A 22,899-nucleotide genomic window follows, 5' to 3' on the forward strand; every position below is an offset into this window, starting at 1 on the left:
CTCTGCCCAGCGTCCCCCCCCCCACCCGCCGGCCGCCGGCAAGCCCCCCGGAGAGGGGCCGCCGGGCCAGCGCACCGGCAGCCCTGCCCAGTCGGCCGGCGCGACACCGCCGCCTCCGCCCGCCAAACCGCACACGCCGACGGCCGCGTTCATCCCGATGCGCTCGCAGGACGCCCCGCCGAACACGCCGCCGCGCCCGGTCGCCGCGGTGAGCCCACCGCCGTCCGCGGCCGCCCCGATGCGGCCGTCCCAGGCCAAGAGCACCGACGCCAAGCGCAAAGCCGTCCTGTTCGCGGGCGCCGGCGCCGCGGTCGTGGTGATCGCCGTGATCGTGTTCCTGGTGCTGAACTCCGGCAACGGGACGAACGGCAACCAGGGCGGCGACAACGCCGGGGTGAACCCGCCGCCGGGCACCTCGGCACCCAAGTCGAGCGCTCCGTCGTCCTCGAAGGCATCCCCGGCGGGCCTGGGGAAGACCCCGAGCGAGAAGGTCACGAGCTACTCGAGTGTCGGCGGCTTCGTCCTCGACTTCTTCGACACGGACAAGATCGGGACGGCCGCGAGCTGGAACAAGCTCACGGACGCCGCGAAAGAGGTCTACGGCTCGGAGCAGGCTTTCGCCGATTACTGGAGCACGCACAAGGTCACCGGTGCCGACACCGCGCGAGCGGACAAGGGCGGCGGCAACCCCGACGGCTCGATCGACATGAACATCACGCTCAACAAGGGCACCCGTCCCGCGCTGCGTGTGGTCCAGGTCGGCGGGCAGTACTACATCGACGCCGACACGCGAGTACTCGGCAACTGACGCAGCGTGGCGGTGGTGAGACCCGCCTCGCTGGTGGTAGGCCAATCGCCGCTCGTGGCTTACTGTTGCCGGTATGGCCGATAGCGGACCTTTCGGACCTGGCCAGAATCCTCGTTTCGACGAGGACCTGGTAGGCCTCGACCCGTACGACCCCGAAGCCCGTGCCTTCGCCGAGCATCTGGACCGCATCGAGCGCTGCGGCCCGAACTTCACCGTGGAAGCCTGCATCGACGGTGTCTCCGATTTCGCCGACTCCAGCAACCGTCTCGGCGGTCTGCGCTGGTGGATTTCGGCGCTGGTCGTGGTCCTCATCGTGCTCGGCGTGATGGTCACCGCATGGGACATCATCGGCCGGGCCATCGCGTGGCTCGCGGGGTAACGTGGAACCAGTGAAAGGTATGAAACCCGTTGTCGGAGCCACGCCGCGCGTGGTCAAGTCCGAACAGGAATGGCGGGAACAGCTCAGCCCCGACGAGTACGCCGTGCTCCGCCAGGCGGGCACCGAGCGTCCCTTCACCGGCGAGTACACCGATGAGAAGACCACCGGTGTCTACCAGTGCCGCGCCTGTGGCGCCGAGCTGTTCCGCAGTGACACGAAGTTCGAGAGCCATTGCGGCTGGCCGTCGTTCTACGACCCGGCCGACACCGACGCCGTCCTCCTCCGCGAGGACACCGCGATGGGGATGCGCCGGATCGAGGTGCTGTGCAAGTCGTGCCACAGCCACCTCGGGCACGTCTTCGAAGGCGAGGGCTACGCCACGCCGACGGATCAGCGGTACTGCATCAACTCGATCTCGCTGAAGCTCGTTCCCGAGTCCGAGTCGTAACCGAACCCGGCGAACCACCGCCCTCTCCGACGCGTTCACAGAGAACTGGAACAGCGTCGGGGAGGGCGGTGTTTTGTGAACGGACCCTGGGGGATTTCCGGACCGGCTTTCGCCTGGCTCTACGGTGCCTGCGTCGTCCTGCCGGCGGCACTCGCCGTGGTGTACGAACTGTGGCTGCGCCGTGACACCGGCGCCAGGAAGGTGCCCGGCCTCTACCACCTGGCCGCGCTGGCGGGCGGCACGGAACGGGTCACCGACACCGCCGTCGCCGGTCTTCTCGAACGGCACCGTCTCCGGCCCGACGGGCGCGGGCTCCTGCACCCGATCAGGCCGGTCCCGGCCGACCCCTTCGAGCGCGCCCTCGTCACGCTCGTGCACGGCAACGGGATCGGCCTGGGCGAGCTGCGCGCCAGGATGGCGCGGCATCCGGTCGTCCTTCTGCTGCGCGCCGAGCTGGCACAAAACGGCCTGTCCGTCGCCGAAAACCGGCGACGGACAGGCTGGCAGTGCGCGTTGGCCGCCTACGTGGCCGTTCTCGCGCTGGGGATCGCACGGCTGGCGAACGCGGTACCTCTTGAGCGTCCGACGACCGTCCTCGTCGTCTTGATCGTCTGTGCGGTCGGCGCCCTCGGCCTGACCGTGTGGCGGCAATGGCCGGACCGGTCCGGCCGCGCGACCACCGCGGGCAAGCTGGCGCTCCACCACGGCGACTGGGACCGCGACCTGGCGCGCACCACGACCGGGCGGGTGGCTCTCGACGGGTTGCAGGTCTTCCCGGACCAGGCCGTGGCGATCACGCTGATCAAGACCGTCGCCACGAAAGGCAGGCTGTTCGGCGGCACGGCGAGCACCGACGGCGGAGGCGTGTCCTACGCCCCCGTTTACTCCTGTGGCGGAGGCGGCGTTTCCTGCGGTGGCGGAGGGTGCGGAGGATGACCATGAACCGGCTCGAAACGATCTACCAGGTCGCGTACCTCACCGGCGGCCCCGACCGGGTCACGGACACCGCCGTCGCGGAAGCCCTCGAACGGAAGGCCGTCCGGCTCGACAAGTCCGGTGTCCTGCACCGGAGTTCCGCCAAGCCCGCCGATCCGTTCGTGCTGGCGGTCGTGGAGACCTTGCCCAAGGTACGGATCGCGCGGGTGCGCGAAGCCCTGCGCGAGTCGGAACCGATGCGCTCGCTGCGAGCGGAACTCCTGACCGGCGGCCTGCTCGTCCCGGCGATCCACTGGCGCCGGGTTCGGCGGCGCGGGTCGTGGGCGAGCAAAGCGGGCGGACAGGCGCTGTCCCTGGCGAGGGAGGATCCGGGGCTCGTCACCGGCGTGAGGGGCGCGGTGGCCTTGGGCGGCCTCGACGCCCATCCGGATCGGCGGTCGGTTCGGCTCCTGACCCTGGCGCCACCAGCCGGGGCCAGAACCCGGGTCGCCATCAGCAGCCCTGATGACGGTCTAACGGACGTCACGGACTGCTCGCCCGGCTGATCGAATGGTTCGAGGGAACCACGACCGGACGGAACAGCGTCCGACTACGGTAAGTGCACCTGCTCGTGAAAGGCCCGTGCGATGGAAGACACCTGGGGCATCCCCGGACCCACGTTCCTGGCGATCTACGCCGTCTTGCTGGTGCTTCCGCTGGCCGTCGGTCTCTTGTGGACGATCGCGGTCAAGCTGGGACGCAAGGCGCCGCGCGCCGCCGTGAGCGGACCGCAGCCGACCGTGTACGAACTCGCCTATCTCGCCGGTGGCCCGGATCGCGTGGTCGACACGGCCATCGCGGCCCTGGTCGATCGCGGGACGTTGCGGGTCAGCAGCTCGAAGCAGCTCCAGCTGGCAGGCCCCGAGCCCGCGGACCCGATCGAAAGGGCCGTCGCCAAGGGCGCCAAGCCGGGCTACAACGCCACGACCCGCGGCATGCGCGACAGGCTCCGCATGTCCGGGCCGATGCAGGCGCTCGGCAAGGACCTCGAAGCGCGGGGACTCGTGGTCGTCAACCAGGCGCCGCGCATCCGCCAGGTCGTCTTCTTCCTGTACGTCGCCGTGTTGGTCCTCGGTGTGGTGCGCCTGTTCGCCGGGCTCGGCACGAACCACCCCGTCGGCTTCCTGGTCCCGCTGCTGATCGCGGCCGTGGTCGCGACGCTGATCGCCCGTTCCGCCAAGAACAAGACGTCCGGACCGCGCCCGACCGGTGAGGGCAACCGGATCCTCGGGAGCGCCAACAGCGCGCTCGCACGCGAGCGCAAGCGCGGTATCCCCAACGAGCCGGCCGTGGGCGGCGTCGGTCCCGGCTTCCTGCTGGGCGGTGCGGCCGCGGCCGTCGCGCTCGGCGGGCTCGCGTTCTACCCGGACGAGGAGCTGAGCGAGGCGCTGATCCCGCCGCCGGTCCCCGGCGCTTTCGGCGGCGGTGGTTCGTCCGGTGGTGGCAGCACGTGCAGCACGGGTTCCTCGTGCAGCAGCGGAAGCTCTTCGTCCTGCGGCGGCGGTGGCGGCTGCGGGGGTGGTGGCTGCGGTGGCTGACGGGCCGGGCCGCCTCGGCATCGGGATCGGCTGGCGGCACGAACTGGACCTGTCGATCGCGCGGCTGCCGGGCGTCGACTGGGTCGAGGTCGTCGCCGAGAACCTGCACGCCGACCATCTTCCCGAGACCTTGATCGCCTTGCGTGACAAGGGAATGCCGGTCCTTCCGCACGCGGTTTCGCTGTCGCTGGGCGGGGCCGAGCCGCTGGACACCGCCCGCGTCGAGCATCTCGCGGAGGTCACCCGCGAGCTCGGCGCGCCGATGGCCAGCGACCACGTGTGCTTCGTGCGCGCGGGCGGCCTCGACTCGGGGCATCTGATGCCGCTGCCCCGCACCCGGGAAGCGCTCGACGTCCTGGTGGACAACGTCAAACTGACCCAGTCCATCGTCGGGGTCCCGTTCGCGCTGGAGAACATCGCGGCGGTCTTGGACTGGCCTGACGCCGAGTTCACCGAGTCGGAGTTCCTGCGGGAGCTGACCGACCGGACCGGCTGCCTGCTGATCATCGACGTCGCCAACCTGTACGCCAACGCCCGCAACCTCGGCACCGACCCCGGACGGTTCCTCGACGAGATCCCGTGGGAGCGGCTGGCGTACACGCATATGGCGGGCGGCGTCGAACGCGACGGCGTCTACCACGACACACACGCCCATCCGGTGGTCCCGGAGGTGCTGGACCTGTTGCGAGAGCTGCGGAAGCGGGTGGACCCGCCGGGGGTCCTGCTGGAACGCGACGACGACTACCCGACCGACGCCGAATTGGCGGCCGAGCTGACCGCGCTCAGGAACGCGGTGTCAGCGTGACTTCGCCCCGCGAGCGGCTCGCCAGGCAGCAGGCCGAACTGCTCAAGGCACTCCTCGCCGACGGCGAGGCCCCGGCGGGGTTCGACGGGGACAGGCTCCGCATCGAGGCGAACGTGTTGCGGAACAAGCAGCGCAGGCTGGCCGCGTACCTGCGGCCGGACCTCGCTGAGGCCCTCGGTGACCGGTTCGCCGCGCTGTTCCGCGAGTACGCGACAGCGCATCCGAAGACCGACACGATCCGCGCGCGGGCCTACGCGGACGCTTTCGGCACGTGGCTCGTCGAGCGCGGCGAGGTGCCGAAGCCGAAGCGCGGGCTCAGCACTTGGGCACCTTGGCGGGGCGGACTTCGCCGTCGTCGCTCATGATCGACGTCGAGTCGTCGACGTAGCCCGAACCACCAGAGTACGAGATCTTGTAGAACCCGAACCCGTTGACCGTCTCGTGGCAGGTGACGGTCACCTTCGACAAGGTGGTCAGCTTGCCGACCGGGTCGTGGCTCACTCCGCCGTTCGCGTTGGGTTTCGGCTCCGAGTACACCGTCGTGTCGCCGTAGTCGCCGATCTTCCCGTCGACTCCGCACGCGCACAGGACCAGCGCGGAAGCCGTGACCAAGGCCAGTTTCAGCTTGTTTCGCGTCATCTCCCCGAAGCTAGGCCGGGGAGATGAAAATCGGATGAAACGCGGCGGTCACCAGACCGCGCGGTCGCTCCCGGGAACGCGCGTCCCCTCCACCCAGAAGGGATTCGAGCCGGGCAGGGTGCCCGCCATCTTGACCCGGGTGAGCCGTCCGAGCGGGCTGTCGGCGTCCTCCAGGAACTCGGCACCGTCGAAGCCGGTGGGTCCGGCTTCCTTGCGCCCCAAGGAGTTCAGCCACTCCCCCGTCCCGGCGAGCGACGTGCGGACGTGCTGGCCGCCGCCCTCGGTGGCGGCCCGGCGGACGGCCGTCATGATCGCCGCCGCGGTGAGCCAGCCGGTCGCGTGGTCGAGCGCCTGCACCGGAAGCGGTCCCGGACCGTCGATGCCGGCCGTCTTGCCGCCCTCGTCGGCGATCCCCGACGTCATCTGCACCAGGCTGTCGAACCCGCGCCTGCGCGCCCACGGCCCTTCCCAGCCGTAAGCCGACAGGTCCGCGACCACGATCCCCGGCCGCAGCTCGGCGATCGCCTCCGGCGAGAAACCCTTGGCCACCAGCGATCCCGGCCGGAATCCCTGGAGCACGACGTCGGCGCGCGCGATCAGCTTGCGCAGCCGCGAGCGCCCGGCTTCGGTCTCCAGGTCGACGTACGCCGAGAGCTTGCCCATCCCGGTGTCGACGGCCAGCGGCGGCACGGTCGGCAGCTGCGCCGACCCGATGTGCATGACGGTGGCGCCGTGCGCGGCGAGCACCCGGCCCGCGACCGGACCGGCGATGACGTGGGTGAGGTCCAGGATCCGCACCCCGCCCAGCGGCCGGTCGGATTCGAACAGCCGCACGGGCTCCGACGGCCCGAGCGACCGGATCTCGGCGACCGGCAGCGCGCTGGCCGCCTGTCCTTGCTTGTGCGCCAGCCATTCCTCGCGGCTCCGCAGTACCGCCGCGGCACCGCCGGCGCCGATCACCGCCGACTCGACCTCGAACTTCGACTTGGCCGCCACGACCTTCTCGAACGCCTCGCGGGTCGCGGGCACACCGAGACCCCAGCACACGGCGGCGACGTGGCGCGGGTAGTTGCAGTGCAGCCGCACCCAGCCGTCGTTCGCGCGGTAGTCGCCGGACAGCGGCGCGCTGAACGGCACCGGCTCCCCGTCGACGCGGAGGTACTGCTCACTGCGGAACGACGCCGCGGCGTGCCGGGTGTCGACCGAGACCTTGCCCGGCTCGATTCCCCGCAGCCGCAGCAGTTCCCCGGCGGCCAGCGTCGCGACGGCGACACTCGTCGTCGCCGCCTTCTCGACCCGGAAGGTCCCGGGCAGCACGGATTCGGGGCCGGTGACCTCGACGGCGTCTTCGGCGAGCTCGTCGCCGGTGAGGGTGGTCCAGACGCGTGAGTCCACTGATGCGTTCACTACGGCAGCAGGGCGATCAGCTCGGCGGGTTCCACCTTGGTCCCGGTGTAGAACGGGATCTCCTCGCGCACGTGGAGGCGGGCCTCGGTGCCGCGCAGGTGACGCATCAGGTCGACGATGCGGTGCAGCTCGTCGGCTTCGAAGGCCAGGATCCACTCGTAGTCGCCCAGCGCGAACGACGCGACCGTGTTGGCGCGGACGTCCGGGTAGTCGCGGGCCTCCTTGCCGTGGTCGGCGAGCATCTTGCGGCGCTCGTCGTCCGGCAGCAGGTACCACTCGTAGGAGCGCACGAACGGGTAGACGCAGATGAACTTGCGGGCCTCTTCACCGGCGAGGAACGCCGGGATGTGGCTCTTGTTGAACTCCGCCGGGCGGTGCAGCGCGACCTGGCTCCACACCGGCACCGAGGCGCGGCCGAGCGGGGTGTGCCGGAAACCGCTGTACGCCGCCTGGACCTGCTCGATCTCCTCGGCGTGCCACCAGACCATGTAGTCGGCGTCGGCCCGCAGGCCGGAGAGGTCGTAGACACCGCGCACGACGACGCCCTTGGCTTCCAGTGCGTCGAGGTACTCGGTGGTCTCCGCGGTCGCCTTCTCGCGGTCCTCGCCGAGCTTTCCCTGCTCGGCCCGGAAGACCGACCAGGCGGTGTAGCGGATGGAGTCATTGAGCTCGTTGTAGTTCAGCCGCGCCATACCGCCATCTTGGCACTGCCGGTGCTCAGGAGCCCTCGTGGGTCGGTGTGATCCCGGCGATGCGGCGTGCGGCCGCGTCGGCGGTGGCGATGCAGGCCGGGAGCCCGACGCCGTGCAGCGTCGCGCCCGCCACGGCCAGCCCCGGCACGTCCGCGACGGCACGTTCGATCCGTTCGACGAGTTCGAGGTGGCCGGTGCCGTACTGCGGAAGGCCGCCGCCCCAGCGGGTCACCAGCGTCTCGATCGGCTCGGCGGTGACCCCGGTCAGCCGGGCGAGATCGTCGCGGACCACGCGCACGAGTTCGTCGTCGTCCGCGTGCAGCGCGCCCGGTTCGCCGAAGCGCCCGACCGAGCCGCGGACCAGCACCGGGCCCTCGCCGTACTGAGCCCACTTGCGGGAGGAGAAGGTGAACGCCTTGGCGGCGAAGGGTTTCCCTGCCGCGTCCTGTTCACCCGCGCCGATCAGTACACCGGACGACTCCGGCAGTGCGGTACCCGGCGGGAGCGCGAGCGCGATCACCGCCATCGAGGCGAGTTCGACCTCCGCGAACGCCGACGACGCCACTCCTGCGACGCCGTCGAGCAGCCGTCGTGCCGAAGGCGCCGGGACGGCGAGCAGAACCGAGCCGGCTTCGAGGTCGTCGACCTTCCAGCCGGTGGCGGTGCGCTCGAGCGCCGTCACCGTGGTCCCGGTCCGGATTTCGGCGCGCGACAGCTCCGCGAGCCGGGCGATCAGCGTGCCGAGGCCGCCGAGCAGGGTGCCGAAGACCGGCGCCGTACTGGGTGAGGCGGGCATGAGCGAAGCCGCGCCTTCGGTGAGCGAACGCGCGCCGCGGTCCACCGCGGACGCGAGGCCGGGCATCGTCGCGCGCAACCCGAGTCCGTCCGCTCCCCCGGCATAGACCCCGCCCAGCAGCGGGTCGACGAGCCTGTCGACGAGTTCGTCGCCGAACCGCTCGCGCAGCAGCGGGCCGAGCGGCACGTCACCGGCGGGCAGCTCCACCGGCGGCAGCGACGACTCGGCGTCGACCAGCGCGCGGCCTTTCTCCGACAGCACCCCGGCGACCGCGTCGGCCGAGGCGGGAACGCCCATGACCGTGCCCGGCGGCAGGCCGAGGACGGAGCCGCCGGCGTGGATCTTCGCGCGGGCCTTGGTGGGGTGGACGAGGCTTTCGCCAAGCCCGATCTCGCGCACCAGCGAGAGCGCCTCGGGACGGCGGGCGAGGAAGGCCTCGGCGCCGACGTCGTAGCGCTCCCCGGCGAGTTCGATCGTGCGGAGTTTCCCGCCGAGGGAGTCCGTCGCCTCGAAGACGACGATCCGGGCGTCTTCGCCGAGCAGCGTCCGCAGCCGGTACGCCGCGGTCAGTCCGGAGATACCGCCACCGATGACGGCAGCGGTCTTCACCGTGGTCACGGCTGCGGCTCGTGCACCAGCCCGACCACGCGCGTCAGGACGTCCGGGTCGACGCCGGGCAGCACCCCGTGGCCGAGGTTGAAGATGTGACCGTCGGCCGCGCGGCCCTCGGCGAGGATCCGCCGGACCTCGGCTTCGAGCACCGGCCAGGACGCGTGCAGCAGCGCCGGGTCGAGGTTGCCCTGCACGACCCCGCCGCCGAGCCGCCGGACGGCCTCGTCGAGCGGGATGCGCCAGTCGACGCCGACCACGTCGGCACCCGCGTCGCGCATGGCCACCAGCAGCTCGCCGGTGCCGACACCGAAGTGGATCCGCGGCACGCCGTAGCCCGCGACCGCGTCCAGCACCTTCGCCGAATGCGGCAGGACGAACTCGCGGTAGTCCCGCTCCGACAGCGCGCCCGCCCACGAGTCGAACAGCTGGATCGCGTCGGCTCCGGCGTCCAGCTGCGCGGACAGGAAGGTGATCGCCATGTCCGCGAGACGCCCGGCCAGCTCGTGCCACAGCGCCGGTTCGGAGTGCATGAGCGCCTTGGTGTGCTCGTGGTTGCGGCTCGGCCCGCCCTCGATGAGATAGGAGGCCAGGGTGAACGGCGCGCCCGCGAACCCGATCAGCGGCGTCTCGCCCAGCGACCCGACCAGCAGCCGCACACCTTCGGCGACCCGCTCCACCTGCTCCGGGTCCAGCACCGGCAGTGCCCGCACGCCCGCGGTGTCGCGGATCGGCTCGGCGACCACCGGGCCGGTGCCCGCGACGATGTCGATGTCGAGGCCCGCCGCCTTGAGCGGGACGACGATGTCACTGAAGAGGATGGCCGCGTCGACGCCGTGACGGCGGATCGGCTGGAGCGTGATTTCGGCGAGCATCTCGGGGTCGAAGCACGCTTCGAACATGGAAGTGCCCTCGCGCAGCGCCCGGTACTCGGGCAGCGACCGGCCCGCCTGGCGCATGAACCACACGGGGGTGCGGGCGGGGCGTTCGCCGCGCGCGGCGGCGAGGAACGGCGAGCCGGGCAGGGCACGACGGGCCGCGGGGACGGTCTGCGCGGCGGAACCAGGTGAAGGAGACATCACGGTTCATGGTGCCATGTGCGCTCGGAGGCCTTACTCTCGGCGCGCCTGCGCCCCGAACCGGACGATCGCGTCTTACAGTCGGTTGGTGACCGCGATGACGTCAGTACCCGATCTCTTCCGTGAAGCCGTCGCGGCGTTGCAATCGGTCCGGCCCCGCCCCGAAGTCCAGCTGGAGACGATGCGCCCGCCGCAGCGTCTGGCGCCGTGGTCCTACGCGGTGAGCTGCGAGGTCGAAGGGCCGGCGGACGTCCTGGCGTCGGGGCGGCTGGTGCTGCTGCACGATCCGGACGGCCAGGAAGGCTGGGACGGGGTCCTGCGGCTGGTCATGTACGTCCGCGCGGAACTCGACCGGGAGCTGGCGACCGACCCCTTCCTTCCCGCTGTCGGCTGGTCCTGGCTGACCGACGCGCTGGAGAGTTCCGGCGCGGAGTGGACGGCGCTGGGCGGCACGGTCACCGAGACGTCGTCCGCCCGGTTCGGCGACATCTCCGGGCCCGCGCGCACCGACGATCTGGAACTGCGGGCGTCCTGGACGCCGACGGATGCCGCCTTGCGGCCGCACGGGCAGGCTTTCTGTCAGGTGATGGCGAGTGTCGTCGGGCTGCCTCCGGTCGGCGTGACGCTGTTCGAGCAGCGCCAGTCCTCCTGACGCTCCTTGCCGCTCTCTCGCTGCTCTGCCGCAAGTCCGTGAAGGCCTGCTTGAGGGACTTGAATCCATGCATTGGCGCGCAGCGTCTCCGTTGAGGGTGGCGGCGGGGGCATGGACGGACTCTCAAGGAGGCCTTCACGGACTTGCGCTTCGCCTCGACACGCCGGAATCCCATCAATCGAGACATAGCATTCGGGTTATCTTGCGATTTCCGGCCATCTAGCGTCGCTAGCAAACCTGCCGATACTAAAGGTCCCTTGCTCCCGCCCACGAATCCGTGAAGGCCTCCTTCCCTACCTTGAGAGTAGGGAAGGAGGCCTTCACGGATCACCGCTCGACGCGCAAAGGCGCCGCGAAGCGGCCGAGAGCACCTTCGCTTACCCCATTCGCGGGCCCCTCAGAGCGTCCATACGCCACCCAGAGGCCCTTCAGGGCCATCTGGACTAGACCAGCTCCCACCTGCGCGGAGCCGTCCATACAGAGGTCTGGACCACCCCGTTCGTGCTACGCGTCCTGTCACCGTCCGCAACAAGATCAAGACCACCGGAAACGCCCTCGCGGACACCGCTGAACGCATCCGGAGCGTTACCATCGCGGTCACCCAGCGAAGCGATCATGACTCTCCGCGAAGTTGATCAAGCCCCACGCCGGAGGCGGTTTCCGGCTTGCCGCACACTGTCCTCCGAGGCTCCCGAGCAGAGGCACCGGCAGGTGCACGCTCCATCTGCACAGTCGGTTGGACCCCGGTAACCCCAGTGCATCGTGTTCTTTCGGCGATGCGTTAGCCACCGGCTGTGTACTAGCCCGATCGTGTTACAACGAACTCCCTGAGTAACTACTCGTTTGAGATAGATACCCATTCGATCCCCCCGTGAAGGCCTCAGGGCGGCTACAGTGCCATCGACGACACCACTTTCGGTCTAAAGCTGGCGCGGCTAAACGGCCGAAAGTCCCGGTGCCGGTCGGGGGGCACGACCGACTCCAGGGAGGTAGTGACGTGGCTACCGTCGGCATTTCTCAGGCCGTCCGATCCACGCCAGCCGGTTCATTGCCGGCGAGCATGGTTCCGCACCCGCGGGAAGAGCTGTTTTCCGTGTTGGTGGTCGATGACCACCCGCTGTTGAGGGAGGCAATCTCAGCAAGACTCGCACAGATGGGTGCGGGCACCGTCCACGAGGCCGCCACCGTGGCCGAGGCGAGGGCGCGAGCACAGGCCACCGGGCCTTGTGATCTGGCGATCCTCGATCTCGGACTGCCGGATGGCAGCGGCATCGAGCTGGTTACGGAACTCCGTAGCCACGGCTGGCCTCGTGTTGTGGTGCTCGCTTCATCAGACGACCCGTACGCGGTCAGGTCGGCGTTCCAGGCCGGCGCCCAGGCATACCTGCTCAAGTCGGCATCGCCGGTCGTAGTGACCGACGGCGTCCGCAGGGTGCTCGAGGGCGGCGTCTACGCGGACCCGAGCGTCGCACCGGTCCTGGCCACCGGCACGCGGGTTGCCGGCACCGACAACACCCCGCGCGAGCTTTCCGCGCGCGAGGTCGAGGTGCTGCAACTCGTCGCCGACGGCCAGAGCAACAAGGAGATCGGTGAGGAACTCAGCCTCTCCGCTCTCACGGTGAAGTCTCACCTCTCCCGCATCGGGCGCAAGCTCGGCACGGGTGACCGGGCTCAGATGGTGGCGCTGGCGATGCGTGCCGGCGTGATCCGCTGACAAAGGCGAACTGCCCTGCGGGGCGGGCGGACCAGGCGCGGCCCGCTCGTCCCGTAGGGTCTTCACCTATGGAAGGCGACCGACCCGGAGATCCGCAGGCAGACCCGAACACCGGCACCGATGACACCGGTGGACCGGTTCTGCTGCGCGAGCCCGCCGAGGGCACTCCGCCGGTGATCGCCGACGCGACAGCCCTCGCCGAAGCCTGCGCGAAGATCGCGGGCGGCAGCGGGGCCATCGCCGTGGACACCGAACGCGCGTCCGGCTACCGGTACTGGCCGAAGGCCTACCTGGTCCAGCTGCGCCGCGAAGGTGCCGGCTCCTTCCTCATCGACCCCATTCCGCTCGAAGGGCAGCTCGCGCCCCTCGCGGAAGTGCTCAACGACGCCGAATGGGTGTTGCACGCGGCCTCTCAGGACCTGCCGTGCCTCGCCGAACTCGACCTGCACCCGAAGAGCCTGTTCGACACCGAACTCGCCGGACGGCTCGCCGGGTACGAACGGGTCGCCCTCGGCACCCTCGTCGAACTCCTTCTCGGCTACCAGCTGGAGAAGGGGCACAGCGCCGCCGACTGGTCGAAGCGCCCGCTTCCCGTCGACTGGCTGAACTACGCCGCCCTCGACGTCGAGCTGCTCATCGAACTGCGCGAGAAGCTCGAAGCAGACCTCGCCGCCCAGGGCAAACTCGAATGGGCCCAGCAGGAATTCGAGGCCGTCCGCACCGCGCCGCCGCCCGCCCCGCGGGCCGAGCCGTGGCGACGGACGTCCGGGGTGCACAAGATCCGCAGCGCCCGCGGCCTCGCCGCGGTCCGCGAACTGTGGCAGGCGCGGGACGAGCTCGCCCGCAAACGCGACCGCGCGCCGAGCCGGATCCTGCCCGACAGCGCGATCATCAACGCCGTCACCGCGGACCCGAAGACCGTCGAGCAGTTGCAGGCGCTGCCGGTGTTCAGCGGCCGGGTGCAGCGCAAGTACACCGCGAGCTGGCTGCGGCATCTGCAAGCAGCCCGCGCGCTGCCCGCCGACGAACTGCCAACGCCCGCGCAGCAGACCGACGGCCCGCCGCCGGTGAACCGCTGGTCGGACAAGGACCCCGACGCCGCCGCCCGGCTTTCCGCCGCCCGCGCGGCGCTGGCCGCCATCGCGGAGGACCGGCGGCTGCCGGTGGAGAATCTGCTGCTGCCGGAGCTGGTGCGCCGCACCTGCTGGCGCCCGCCCGCGGACCTGAGCGAGGACTCCGTCGCCCAGGTCCTCCGCGACGCCGGAGCGCGGCCGTGGCAGGTGGAGCTGACCGTGGCCGCGCTGAGCAAGGCACTCCACGCCACCCCGGCCTGACCCGGGGCTGAAGGACGCTTTCCCCGCATGTCACGCGGTGAAGGGCGCTTTCACCTCACCGCATGCGGGGAAAGTCCCCTTCAGTCCTCCAGTAGCGCCCGCGCCGAGTCGCGCAGTCCGGCGTCCGGTTCCCCGAGACCGGCGAGCCTCAGCACGCTGTCGGCACCCTCGACGGCGTGCGCTTCGACGTCCAGATCCGGCTGGTCACGCCGGACGATCGCGATGCTCTCGACGAGCCCGAACACGAGGTCGGTCCGGATGCCGAGCAGCTCGCCGGGGACGCCCGCCGCCGCGACGAGCGAGCCGTAGACGCGTTTGAGTTCCGCCCGCTCGGCCCGGAAGCGCGCCAGCCTCGGCGAGGAGATCTCCGGCAGCAGGTACAGCGCGCCGAGATTGTGCCGCGCGCTGCCGAGCAGATGGATGTCCGCGTAGGCCAGCGCCCACAGCCGCGCGCCGACCGGCGCGAGCTTGGCCGACAGACCGCCCGCGACGTCCAGTGACGGCCGGACGGTGTCCTCCAGCAGCGCCGCGAGAATGTCCTCTTTGGACGGGAAGTGGTAGTAGAGCGACGCCTGGCGCAGTCCGGCGCGTTCGGCGATGGCTCGGGTGGTCGTCGCCGCGTACCCGGCGCCGGTGAACAGCTCCCCCGCGGCGTCCAGTACGGCGAGCCGCGCTTCCCGCTTGCTCGCCGCGGCACCGCTGGCTCTCGGTCTGCCCACCCCGGTCGTTTTTGTCATCTATCCGATCCTGCCATTTCTCCGCGAAGATCTTTGTTACGTCCGGTGGTCGGCCCAGGTTACCGAATCCGGTATCTGTTAACACCGCGCTTACCGGGCGGAGATCGGAAGGATCCCGCACGCGCTTAATTTCGGTCGACCGATCGAAATTCGGCCCTCCAGACAGGAGCCTCCTAAATGCCCTCCGAAGACCTTTCCGCCTTCGGGTACCGTCAAGAACTGCGCCGGACGCTGGGCGGTTTCTCCGCCTTCGCCGCCGGTTTCTCCTTCGTTTCCATCCTGACCACGGTCTTTCAGCTGTTCGCCTTCGGCTATTCGTTCGGTGACACCCTCTTCTTCTGGACATGGCCGCTGGTGATCGCCGGGCAATTGCTCGTCGCGCTCAACTTCGCCGAACTCGCCGCCCGATTTCCGCTGGCAGGATCGGTTTACCAGTGGGCGAAACACCTCTCCCCCGGATTCGCGGGGTGGCTCGCCGGCTGGATGATGCTGGTGGGCTGCGTCGTCGCGCTGGCGGGCGCGGCGATCGCGCTGCAGGTCGTCCTCCCGTCGGTCTGGAGCGGCTTCCAGCTCGTCGGCGGTGATCCGGCGATCACGTCGCCGACCGGCGCCAGCAACGCCGTCCTGCTCGGCACCCTGCTGATCGTCGTCACCACCGCGATCAACGCGGGCGGCGTGCGGCTCATGGCGCGGATCAACGACGTCGGGGTCGCGGCCGAACTCGTCGGCGTCCTCGTGCTGATCATCGGTCTCGCGATGTTCGCGGTCCACGGTCCGCAGGTCGTGCTCCAGCCCGCGGGCGAAAGCCCGGGCGTCGGTGGCGTTCTCGCTTCGGCGCTGATGGCCGCGTACGTCCTGTACGGCTTCGACACCGCGGCGTCGGTCGCCGAGGAGACCAAGAACGCGCGCCGCACCGCACCCCGCGCCGTGCTCCGCGCGCTGCTGATCTCCGGGATCGGCGGGCTCGCCGTCGTCATCACCGCTCTGATGGCGGCCCCGAGCCTGACCGACGGGCAGCTGGCCGGGAAAGGCCTGCCGTACGTCATCACGGCCGTCTTCGGTGACACGCTGGGCCGGGTGTTCCTCGCCGACGTCGCGATCGCGGTCGTCGTCTGCACGCTGACCATCCAGACCGGCACCGTCCGGTTGTTCTACGCGATGGCCCGCGACGGCGCGCTTCCCGGCGCCAAACGCCTTTCCGCGGTCAACGCCCGCACCGGCACGCCGATCGCGCCCGCCGTGCTGTCCGGACTGCTCGCGATCGGGTTGCTGCTGCTCAATCTCGGCAATCCGACCATTTTCAGCACCATCACCGGCACGTCGGTGGTCGTGGTCTACCTCGCCTATCTGCTGGTGACCGGACCGCTGCTGATCCGGCGTCGCCAAGGCCGTTTCAGCGCCGAACCGGGCCATTTCTCCCTGGGGCGATGGGCTATTCCGGTCAACGTGGCGGCAGTAGGGTACGGCGCGATGATGATCGTCAACATCGCCTGGCCACGAGCCGACATCTACGACCTGGCGGGTACCGGTTCCGTCTGGGTCCTGTTGTTCCCGATCGAGTTCGTCGGCGCCGCGCTGCTCACCGGCTATCTCTGCTGGCGCCGCCGCTCCGCGCTCACCACGGTTCCCGTCCCCGCGACCTGAAGGAAGGTTCCATGAGCACGACATCGACCACGTACGGCGCTCGCGACCACGCCCGCGCCCAAGCGGGCACGGTGACCGAGGCGATGCCCGCCATCCCCGCGTCCACCTGGCCGGATCCGCCGTCCGGGATCGACCCGGCGAAGCTGGTCTGGGCCGAGACCGTCGCCGGAGGCGGCTACACCCACAAGGTCCTCGCCCGCGGCACCGAACTGCGGCTGACCGACGTCGAGGGCGACGCCTGCGCGCATCTGCTGCTGTTCAACGCCGATCAGCCGTGGGAGCGGCTCAACGTCGCGGACACGGTGAAGGTCCAGTGGAACGCCTATCTCGGCGAAGCGATCGCACTGCTTTCGGATCAGGCTCGCGTCCTCGCGACCGTCGTCACCGACGAAAGCGGCAAGCACGACACCCTCTGCGGAACGTCCACTGTGGACGGCAACGTCGAGCGCTACGGCGACGGGAGCCCTCAGGGCGACTCGCCGTCGGGGAACGCGTTGTTCACGCTCGCCGCGGCCAAGAACGGGCTCACCCCTCGCGATCTCCCGCCGAGCCTGTCCTTCTTCCAGGGCGTCCATGTCGAGACCGACGGCGGGCTGACGTTCACCGGTTCGGCCGGGCCGGGCAAGTCCGTCGTCCTGCGCACCGAACTCCCGGTCGTCGTCCTGATCGCCAACGTGGCGCATCCGCTCGACCCGCGCCCGGACTACACGGTCACCCCGCTGCGCGTCTTCGCCCAGCGGAGCACGCCGTCCACTCCGGACAGTCCTGAATGGACAGCGTCACCCGAGGCGCAGCGCGCCTTCGAGAACACCGCCGACTACCTCACCGCCAGGGGGATCGCATGACGGTCATTTCCGACACCGAGGTCGCCGCCCGGGCGCCGTACTCCACGGTGCTGCGCAAGGGCGAGACACTCGCGATCATCGACCTCGGCGGCAACCAGGCCGTCGACTTCCTCTGCTACGACGCGGCCGACACGGCGAAGAGGTACAGCGCGGCGGCCACGATCTCGGCCCAGCGCAACATCTTCCTCACCACCGGCAGCGTGCTGCGCACCGGCGAGGGCGACCCACTGCTGACCGTCGTCGCGGACACCTGCGGGCGGCACGACACGATCGGCGGCGCCTGCAGCAAGGAGTCCAACAGCCTCCGCTACGGCCAGCACACCCGGTACCAGCACGCCTGCGTCGAGAACTTCCTGACCGAGGGCGCGAAATGGGGTCTCGGCAAACGGGACCTGGTGAGCAACGTCAACTGGTACATGAACGTGCCGGTCGAACAGGACGGCACGCTCGGCATCGTCGACGGCATCTCCGCGCCCGGCATGGAGGTCAAGCTGCGCGCCGAGACCGACGTGCTCGTGCTGGTGTCGAACTGCCCGCAGATCAACAACCCGTGCAACGGCTTCGACCCGACCGCCGTCCGCATGGTCGTCACCGGCGGTGACGCGTGAAACTGCTCGTCGCCAACCGGGGGGAAATCGCGGTCCGGATCATCCGCACCGCAAGGGAGATGGGCATTCCGACGGTCGCCGTCCATTCCGACGCCGACCGTACGGCCGCGCACGTACGGCTTGCCGACGAAGCCGTCCGGCTCGGTCCGGCGCCGGCGAGGGAGAGCTACCTCCTCGCCGACGCCATCATCGAAGCCGCGTTGAAGACCGGGGCGGACACGATCCATCCCGGCTACGGCTTCCTGTCCGAGGACGCCGCGTTCGCCAGGGCGGCGGAAGCGGCGGGGATCCGGTTCGCCGGCCCCACCGCGGACCATCTCGAAGTCTTCGGCAGCAAGCACACCGCGCGGGAGAAGGCCGTCGAGGCCGGTGTCCCGCTGCTGCCGGGCACCGGGCTGCTGGACACCCTCGCCGACGCCGAGACGGCGGCCGCCGGGATCGGCTACCCGGTGATGCTCAAGGCCACCGGCGGTGGCGGCGGGATCGGCATGCGCGCCTGCGCCGATGTCATCGAGTTGCGCGACGCCTGGGACGCGGTGCAGAGCATCGCCGCCAAGAGCTTCTCGACCTCGGGGCTGTTCCTCGAACGGCTCGTGACCCACGCGCGGCACGTCGAGGTCCAGGTGTTCGGCGACGGCGCGGGTGAGGTGCTGGCGCTGGGCACGCGGGACTGCACGCTGCAGCGGCGCAACCAGAAGGTGCTCGAAGAGTGCCCCGCCCCGGGCCTTCCCGAAGCGGTGCGCGAGAAACTGGTCTCGGCCGCCGTCGACCTCTGCGCCTCGGTGCGCTACCGGTCGGCCGGGACGGTCGAGTTCATCTACGACCCGGTTCGCGAGGAGGCCGCGTTCCTCGAAGTCAACACGAGGCTCCAGGTCGAGCATCCGGTCACCGAGGCGGTCTATCGCATCGACCTCGTCGCGTGGATGCTCCGGCTCGCCGACGGCGACACCGGGATGTTCACCACCACGCCGGAACCGCGCGGGCACGCCGTCGAAGCACGCGTCTACGCCGAGGATCCGGCCGCCGGGCACCGGCCGAGCGCGGGGCTGCTGACCCGCGCCGACTTCCCGGAAGGTGTCCGGGTCGACACCTGGGTCGAAGCCGGTGCGAAGGTGACGACGCACTACGACCCCCTGCTCGCCAAGGTGATCACCGTCGGCGCGGACCGCGCCGAAGCCCTGACCGCGATGGGTGCCGCGCTCGGCGAAAGCCGGGTGGACGGGGTGCGCACGAACCTCGGGCAGCTGCGCGCGGTCGCCGCGGATCGGCGGCTGCACGACGTCACGCACGACACCGCGACGCTCGACGAGATCACCGATCCCGAGCCGCGGATCGAGGTCCTGCGGGGCGGCACGATGACCACCGTCCAGGACTGGCCTGGACGGCTGGGGTTCTGGCACGTGGGTGTCCCGCCGAACGGGCCGATGGACGATCTGTCGCTGCGCCTGGGCAACCGCGCACTGGGCAACCCCGAGGGCGCGCCGGGCCTGGAGTGCACTGTGGACGGTGTCTCGCTGCGGTTCACCGACGACGCAATCGTTTGCGTCACGGGATCGCCGTCTCCGGTCACCGTCGACGGCCACGACGTTCCACAGTGGACGCCAGTCGAAGTCCCCGCCGGGAGCGTGCTCGACGTGGGTACCGGCACCGCCGGGCTCCGCGCGTACGTCCTCGTCCGCGGCGGGATCGACGTGCCGGACTTCCTCGGCAGCGCGGCGACGTTCACGCTCGGCGGCTTCGGCGGGCACGGCGGACGCGCGCTGGCGACCGGCGACGTCCTTTCTCCCGGACCGGTTCCGGAGAACGCCGTCGCGGGCCCGGTTCCCCAAGCCGATCGACCGGTGTTCACGACGCACTGGGAGATCGGCGCGTCCGAGGGACCGCACGCGGCCCCGGAGTTCTTCACCCCGGACGACGTCGAAACCTTCTACGCGACCGGCTGGGAGGTGCACTTCAACTCCGCGCGGACCGGCGTCCGGCTCGTCGGGCCCCGGCCACGCTGGGCACGGGAAGACGGCGGTGAGGCGGGGCTGCACCCGTCGAACATCCACGACACGCCGTACGCGATCGGCGCCGTGGACTACACCGGCGACCTGCCGATCCTGCTGGGCCCGGACGGGCCGAGCCTCGGCGGGTTCGTGTGCCCGGCGACAGTGGTCACCGGGCAGCGCTGGAAGCTCGGGCAGCTGCGGCCGGGTGACACCGTGCGGTTCGTGCCGATCACCACCGAGCACGCCGGGTCCCTGCGCGTCTCTCCGAGCGCGGCGGTCAAGGCGACCCGGAAGCCGATCGACGACGGCGGCATCCTCGGCCGTCTGTCCACCTCGGAGGAGAACCCCGAGGTCACCTACCGGCGCAGCGGTGACGACAACCTGCTGATCGAGTACGGGCCGATGAAACTCGACCTGGCCCTGCGGATGCGGGTCCACGCGCTGGCCGACAGGCTGAGCACGGAGGGCCTCGGTGGTGTCGGTGGCGTCGTCGACCTGACGCCGGGCATCCGCTCGCTGCAGGTCCACGTCGACCCGGACGTCCTGCCGGTCCCGAAACTGCTCGGGCTCGTGCAGGAGGTGGAGCACGATCTGCCGCGCACCGGCGACCTGGTGGTGCCGAGCCGGACCGTGCGGATGCCGTTGTCCTGGGACGACCCGGCGACGCGCGAGGCTATCGAGCGGTACATGGCGGGGGTGCGCGACGACGCGCCGTGGTGCCCGTGGAACATCGAGTTCATCCGGCGCGTGAACGGTCTGTCCAGTGTGGATGACGTCTACCGCACGGTGTTCGACGCGGAGTACCTGGTGCTCGGGCTCGGCGACGTCTACCTCGGCGCGCCGGTGGCCACGCCGCTGGACCCGCGGCACCGGCTGGTCACCACGAAGTACAACCCGGCGCGCACGTGGACGGCGGAGAACTCGGTCGGCATCGGTGGTTCGTACCTGTGTATCTACGGGATGGAAGGTCCCGGCGGATACCAGTTCGTCGGGCGGACCGTGCAGGTGTGGAGCGGCTGGCGGCAACGCGGATCCTTCGAACCGGGTTCGCCGTGGCTGCTGCGGTTCTTCGACCGGATCTCGTGGTACCCGGTGACCGCCGAGGAGCTGCTGGACCTGCGGGCCCAGAGCTCGGCTGGGGAATTGGAACTCGACATCACCGACGGTGAGTTCGCGCTGGCCGACCACGAACGGTTCCTGGCCGACAACGCCGCCGACATCGCCGCGTTCCGGGAGAAGCAGAGCTCGGCGTTCGAGGCGGAGCGGCAGGCCTGGGCGGCGGCGGGCGAGTTCGACCCTCGCCCCGAACCGGCCGGCGCGAAGGTCCCGACCACGAAGGTCGAGGCCCCGCCCGGCGGGCACGTCGTCGAGGCGCCGTTCGCCGCGACCGTGTGGCGGGTGGACGTCGAACCCGGCAAGCAGGTCGGCGCGGCGGAGACGCTGGTGATCCTCGAAGCGATGAAGACCGAGGCGCGGATCCCCGCGCCCGCCGCCGGGGAGGTCGTCGAAGTGCTCGTCTCCCCCGGCGATCAGGTCGCCCCCGGCACCCCGCTGGTGGTTCTGGGAAGGAGCGCGGGATGAGCGTGACGGAGCGGGTGCGCGCCGCGTACCACCGGATCGCGCGGGTCGACCGGCCCGAGATCTGGATCGACCTGCGGCCCGAGGCGGACGTGCTCGCCGACGCGGAGAAGCTGGAAGCCCGCCGCGATGCCGGGGAATCCTTGCCGCTGTACGGGAAGCTCGCCGCGGTCAAGGGCAACATCGACGTCGCCGGGCTGCCGACGACGGCGGCCTGCCCCGAGTACGCGTACCAGCCGGCCGAGGACGCGCCGGTAGTGGCGAGGCTGCGCGCGGCCGGGGCGCTGATCCTGGGCACGACCAATCTGGACCAGTTCGCGACCGGGCTGGTCGGCACGCGCAGTCCGCACGGCGCGGTCCGGAACGCGATCGATCCGGCGTACGTGTCGGGCGGGTCGAGTTCGGGGTCGGCGGTCGCGGTGGCGCTCGGGATCGCGGATCTCGCGCTGGGCACCGACACCGCGGGGTCGGGCCGGGTCCCGGCGGCGTTCAACGGGATCGTCGGGCTGAAGCCGACGCGGGGGCTGCTGCCGACGACCGGTGTCGTCCCCGCGTGCGCGAGCATCGACTGTGTGACCGTGTTCGCGCGGACGGTCGACGAAGCGACGGCCGCGTTCGCCTGCCTGAGCGAGCCCCGGGACCTTCCGGTCGTGCACCGTCCTTTCCGGATCGGTGTGCCTTCCGAGGTGGGCCCTCTCCAGGACGGGTGGGCCGAGGCGTTCACCGCCGCGACCGAGTCGTTCGGCGAGGCGGGCGCGGAGCTGGTCACTGTCGACATATCGGCGTTCGTGGCCGCGGCGCGCCTGCTGTACGAGGGCGCCTTCGTGGCCGAGCGGTATGCGGCGGTCGGCGAGTTCGTCGACGCCCATCCGGACGCCGTCGATCCGGCGGTGCGGCGGATCATCAGTGGGGCGAAGGACATACCGGCGCATCGGGTGTTCAGCGACCTCGCGACGCTCGACGGTCTTTCGCGGGAGGCGTCGGCAGTGTTGTCCACTGTGGACTGCCTGCTGCTGCCCACGACGACGGAACACCCGACGATCGCCGAGGTCGAAGCCGACCCGCTGGGCGTGAACGCCCGGCTGGGCCGGTTCACCAACTCGACGAACCTGCTGGGCCTGTCCTCGCTGGCCGTGCCCGCCGGGACGGTCGGCGGGCTGCCGTTCGGGGTGATGCTGGTCGGCGCCGCGAACGCCGACCGGATCCTCGCCGACGTCGCCCGCCTGGTGCCGCGGCGGACGCGGATCGCCGTCGTCGGCGCGCATCTGCGCGGGCAACCGCTGAACCACGAACTGACGTCCCGCGGAGGCCGGTTCGTTTCCGCGGGTCCGACGGCGGCCGAGTACCGGTTCTACGCGCTGGACACCGTGCCGCCTAAGCCCGGCCTCGTCCGGGTCGCCTCGGGCGGCTCCGCGATCGCCGCCGAAGTGTGGGACCTGCCTTACGCCGGGTTCGGCGAGTTCGTGGCGGGGGTTCCCGCGCCGCTGGCGATCGGGAAGGTGCGGCTGGCCGACGGGAGCGAAGTGTCCGGGTTCGTCTGCGAACCCTTGGCGGTGGAGGGTGCGGAGGACATCACACGGTACGGCGGGTGGCTCGGGTACCTGAGCCGCTGAGTCGCGCC

General features: G+C 70.6%; 21 protein-coding genes and 1 pseudogene. 16 read left to right on the forward strand and 6 right to left on the reverse strand.

The window, feature by feature from the left end:
* From CFP71_RS15330 to CFP71_RS15365, 8 genes and pseudogenes are all read left to right on the forward strand, one after another.
* A pseudogene (locus CFP71_RS15330) lies at positions 1-808 on the forward strand (serine/threonine protein kinase); the annotation flags it as partial.
* 73 nt (positions 809-881) lie between these two features.
* Positions 882-1,187: a hypothetical protein gene (locus CFP71_RS15335; RefSeq protein ID WP_093934528.1), complete on the forward strand. Its 306-nt coding sequence runs from the start codon at positions 882-884 to the stop codon at positions 1,185-1,187.
* Positions 1,188-1,206: 19 nt separating this feature from the next.
* The gene (gene msrB / locus CFP71_RS15340) at positions 1,207-1,635 is read left to right on the forward strand and encodes a peptide-methionine (R)-S-oxide reductase MsrB (RefSeq protein ID WP_026467901.1); all 429 of its coding nucleotides are present in this window, start codon (positions 1,207-1,209) and stop codon (positions 1,633-1,635) included.
* A gap of 75 nt (positions 1,636-1,710) precedes the next feature.
* The gene (locus CFP71_RS15345) at positions 1,711-2,571 is read left to right on the forward strand and encodes a TIGR04222 domain-containing membrane protein (protein ID WP_093934529.1); all 861 of its coding nucleotides are present in this window, start codon (positions 1,711-1,713) and stop codon (positions 2,569-2,571) included.
* Positions 2,568-3,116, forward strand: a complete 549-nt coding sequence (locus CFP71_RS15350; protein WP_244199695.1) for a TIGR04222 domain-containing membrane protein — start codon at positions 2,568-2,570, stop codon at positions 3,114-3,116. Before CFP71_RS15345 ends, CFP71_RS15350 begins: the two co-directional genes overlap by 4 nt.
* Before the next feature lie 81 nt (positions 3,117-3,197).
* Complete coding sequence (locus CFP71_RS15355; protein WP_093934530.1) at positions 3,198-4,148, forward strand: TIGR04222 domain-containing membrane protein; 951 nt, start codon at positions 3,198-3,200, stop codon at positions 4,146-4,148.
* Positions 4,141-4,953: an MbnB/TglH/ChrH family RiPP precursor modification enzyme gene (locus tag CFP71_RS15360; protein ID WP_093934549.1), complete on the forward strand. Its 813-nt coding sequence runs from the start codon at positions 4,141-4,143 to the stop codon at positions 4,951-4,953. Before CFP71_RS15355 ends, CFP71_RS15360 begins: the two co-directional genes overlap by 8 nt.
* Positions 4,950-5,318, forward strand: a complete 369-nt coding sequence (locus tag CFP71_RS15365; protein WP_093934531.1) for an SCO6045 C-terminal-like domain-containing protein — start codon at positions 4,950-4,952, stop codon at positions 5,316-5,318. The genes CFP71_RS15360 and CFP71_RS15365 overlap by 4 nt, the downstream gene beginning before the upstream one ends.
* Here the strand turns inward: CFP71_RS15365 and CFP71_RS15370 are convergent.
* From CFP71_RS15370 to hemE, 5 genes are read right to left on the reverse strand one after another with little or no spacing between them, the layout of a single operon-like run.
* Complete coding sequence (locus CFP71_RS15370; RefSeq protein ID WP_244199696.1) at positions 5,269-5,592, reverse strand: hypothetical protein; 324 nt, start codon at positions 5,590-5,592, stop codon at positions 5,269-5,271. The genes CFP71_RS15365 and CFP71_RS15370 overlap by 50 nt on opposite strands.
* A gap of 48 nt (positions 5,593-5,640) precedes the next feature.
* The gene (locus tag CFP71_RS15375; protein WP_093934532.1) at positions 5,641-6,987 is read right to left on the reverse strand and encodes a CoA transferase; all 1,347 of its coding nucleotides are present in this window, start codon (positions 6,985-6,987) and stop codon (positions 5,641-5,643) included.
* Positions 6,988-6,998: 11 nt separating this feature from the next.
* The gene (hemQ, locus tag CFP71_RS15380; RefSeq protein ID WP_093934533.1) at positions 6,999-7,691 is read right to left on the reverse strand and encodes a hydrogen peroxide-dependent heme synthase; all 693 of its coding nucleotides are present in this window, start codon (positions 7,689-7,691) and stop codon (positions 6,999-7,001) included.
* A 25-nt stretch (positions 7,692-7,716) separates the two neighbouring features.
* Complete coding sequence (gene hemG / locus CFP71_RS15385) at positions 7,717-9,096, reverse strand: protoporphyrinogen oxidase (RefSeq protein WP_093934551.1); 1,380 nt, start codon at positions 9,094-9,096, stop codon at positions 7,717-7,719.
* Between the two features lie 5 nt (positions 9,097-9,101).
* Positions 9,102-10,175, reverse strand: coding sequence for a uroporphyrinogen decarboxylase (hemE, locus tag CFP71_RS15390; protein ID WP_093934552.1), 1,074 nt, complete (start codon positions 10,173-10,175; stop codon positions 9,102-9,104).
* An 88-nt stretch (positions 10,176-10,263) separates the two neighbouring features.
* Here hemE and CFP71_RS15395 point away from each other — a divergent pair, with 88 nt between their 5' ends.
* From CFP71_RS15395 to CFP71_RS15405, 3 genes are all read left to right on the forward strand, one after another.
* On the forward strand, positions 10,264-10,827 hold the full coding sequence (locus tag CFP71_RS15395; protein ID WP_167406136.1) for a DUF3000 domain-containing protein: 564 nt from the start codon (positions 10,264-10,266) through the stop codon (positions 10,825-10,827).
* Positions 10,828-11,824: 997 nt separating this feature from the next.
* Positions 11,825-12,541, forward strand: a complete 717-nt coding sequence (locus tag CFP71_RS15400) for a response regulator transcription factor (RefSeq protein ID WP_034318331.1) — start codon at positions 11,825-11,827, stop codon at positions 12,539-12,541.
* Positions 12,542-12,609: 68 nt separating this feature from the next.
* On the forward strand, positions 12,610-13,875 hold the full coding sequence (locus tag CFP71_RS15405) for a ribonuclease D (protein WP_093934534.1): 1,266 nt from the start codon (positions 12,610-12,612) through the stop codon (positions 13,873-13,875).
* Positions 13,876-13,955: 80 nt separating this feature from the next.
* Here the strand turns inward: CFP71_RS15405 and CFP71_RS15410 are convergent, their stop codons facing one another.
* On the reverse strand, positions 13,956-14,612 hold the full coding sequence (locus CFP71_RS15410; protein ID WP_093934535.1) for a TetR/AcrR family transcriptional regulator: 657 nt from the start codon (positions 14,610-14,612) through the stop codon (positions 13,956-13,958).
* A 177-nt stretch (positions 14,613-14,789) separates the two neighbouring features.
* On the opposite strand from CFP71_RS15410, the gene CFP71_RS15415 reads away from it, so the two are divergent.
* From CFP71_RS15415 to CFP71_RS15435, 5 genes are read left to right on the forward strand one after another with little or no spacing between them, the layout of a single operon-like run.
* A complete protein-coding gene (locus CFP71_RS15415; RefSeq protein WP_093934536.1) occupies positions 14,790-16,256 on the forward strand; it encodes an amino acid permease in 1,467 nt (488 codons plus the stop codon).
* Positions 16,257-16,267: 11 nt separating this feature from the next.
* On the forward strand, positions 16,268-17,101 hold the full coding sequence (locus CFP71_RS15420) for an urea amidolyase associated protein UAAP1 (RefSeq protein ID WP_093934537.1): 834 nt from the start codon (positions 16,268-16,270) through the stop codon (positions 17,099-17,101).
* Positions 17,098-17,709, forward strand: coding sequence for an urea amidolyase associated protein UAAP2 (locus CFP71_RS15425; RefSeq protein WP_093934538.1), 612 nt, complete (start codon positions 17,098-17,100; stop codon positions 17,707-17,709). Before CFP71_RS15420 ends, CFP71_RS15425 begins: the two co-directional genes overlap by 4 nt.
* Positions 17,706-21,281, forward strand: coding sequence for an urea carboxylase (gene uca, locus CFP71_RS15430; RefSeq protein WP_093934539.1), 3,576 nt, complete (start codon positions 17,706-17,708; stop codon positions 21,279-21,281). Before CFP71_RS15425 ends, uca begins: the two co-directional genes overlap by 4 nt.
* Positions 21,278-22,891, forward strand: a complete 1,614-nt coding sequence (locus CFP71_RS15435) for an allophanate hydrolase (protein ID WP_093934540.1) — start codon at positions 21,278-21,280, stop codon at positions 22,889-22,891. Before uca ends, CFP71_RS15435 begins: the two co-directional genes overlap by 4 nt.
* Positions 22,892-22,899: the final 8 nt, after the last annotated feature.

It is taken from the genome of Amycolatopsis thailandensis (assembly GCF_002234405.1).
Lineage (GTDB): Bacteria > Actinomycetota > Actinomycetes > Mycobacteriales > Pseudonocardiaceae > Amycolatopsis > Amycolatopsis thailandensis.

Bases quoted from the DNA above. Each gene is read 5' to 3' on its own strand.
- CFP71_RS15415 (WP_093934536.1), top strand. From the start codon at position 14,790: ATGCCCTCCGAAGACCTTTCCGCCTTCGGGTACCGTCAAGAACTGCGC.
- msrB (WP_026467901.1), top strand. From the start codon at position 1,207: ATGAAACCCGTTGTCGGAGCCACGCCGCGCGTGGTCAAGTCCGAACAG.
- CFP71_RS15355 (WP_093934530.1), top strand. From the start codon at position 3,198: ATGGAAGACACCTGGGGCATCCCCGGACCCACGTTCCTGGCGATCTAC.
- CFP71_RS15410 (WP_093934535.1), bottom strand. From the start codon at position 14,612: ATGACAAAAACGACCGGGGTGGGCAGACCGAGAGCCAGCGGTGCCGCG.
- CFP71_RS15370 (WP_244199696.1), bottom strand. From the start codon at position 5,592: ATGACGCGAAACAAGCTGAAACTGGCCTTGGTCACGGCTTCCGCGCTG.
- CFP71_RS15435 (WP_093934540.1), top strand. From the start codon at position 21,278: ATGAGCGTGACGGAGCGGGTGCGCGCCGCGTACCACCGGATCGCGCGG.
- CFP71_RS15335 (WP_093934528.1), top strand. From the start codon at position 882: ATGGCCGATAGCGGACCTTTCGGACCTGGCCAGAATCCTCGTTTCGAC.
- CFP71_RS15420 (WP_093934537.1), top strand. From the start codon at position 16,268: ATGAGCACGACATCGACCACGTACGGCGCTCGCGACCACGCCCGCGCC.
- hemQ (WP_093934533.1), bottom strand. From the start codon at position 7,691: ATGGCGCGGCTGAACTACAACGAGCTCAATGACTCCATCCGCTACACC.
- CFP71_RS15425 (WP_093934538.1), top strand. From the start codon at position 17,098: ATGACGGTCATTTCCGACACCGAGGTCGCCGCCCGGGCGCCGTACTCC.
- CFP71_RS15350 (WP_244199695.1), top strand. From the start codon at position 2,568: ATGACCATGAACCGGCTCGAAACGATCTACCAGGTCGCGTACCTCACC.
- hemE (WP_093934552.1), bottom strand. From the start codon at position 10,175: ATGTCTCCTTCACCTGGTTCCGCCGCGCAGACCGTCCCCGCGGCCCGT.
- CFP71_RS15405 (WP_093934534.1), top strand. From the start codon at position 12,610: ATGGAAGGCGACCGACCCGGAGATCCGCAGGCAGACCCGAACACCGGC.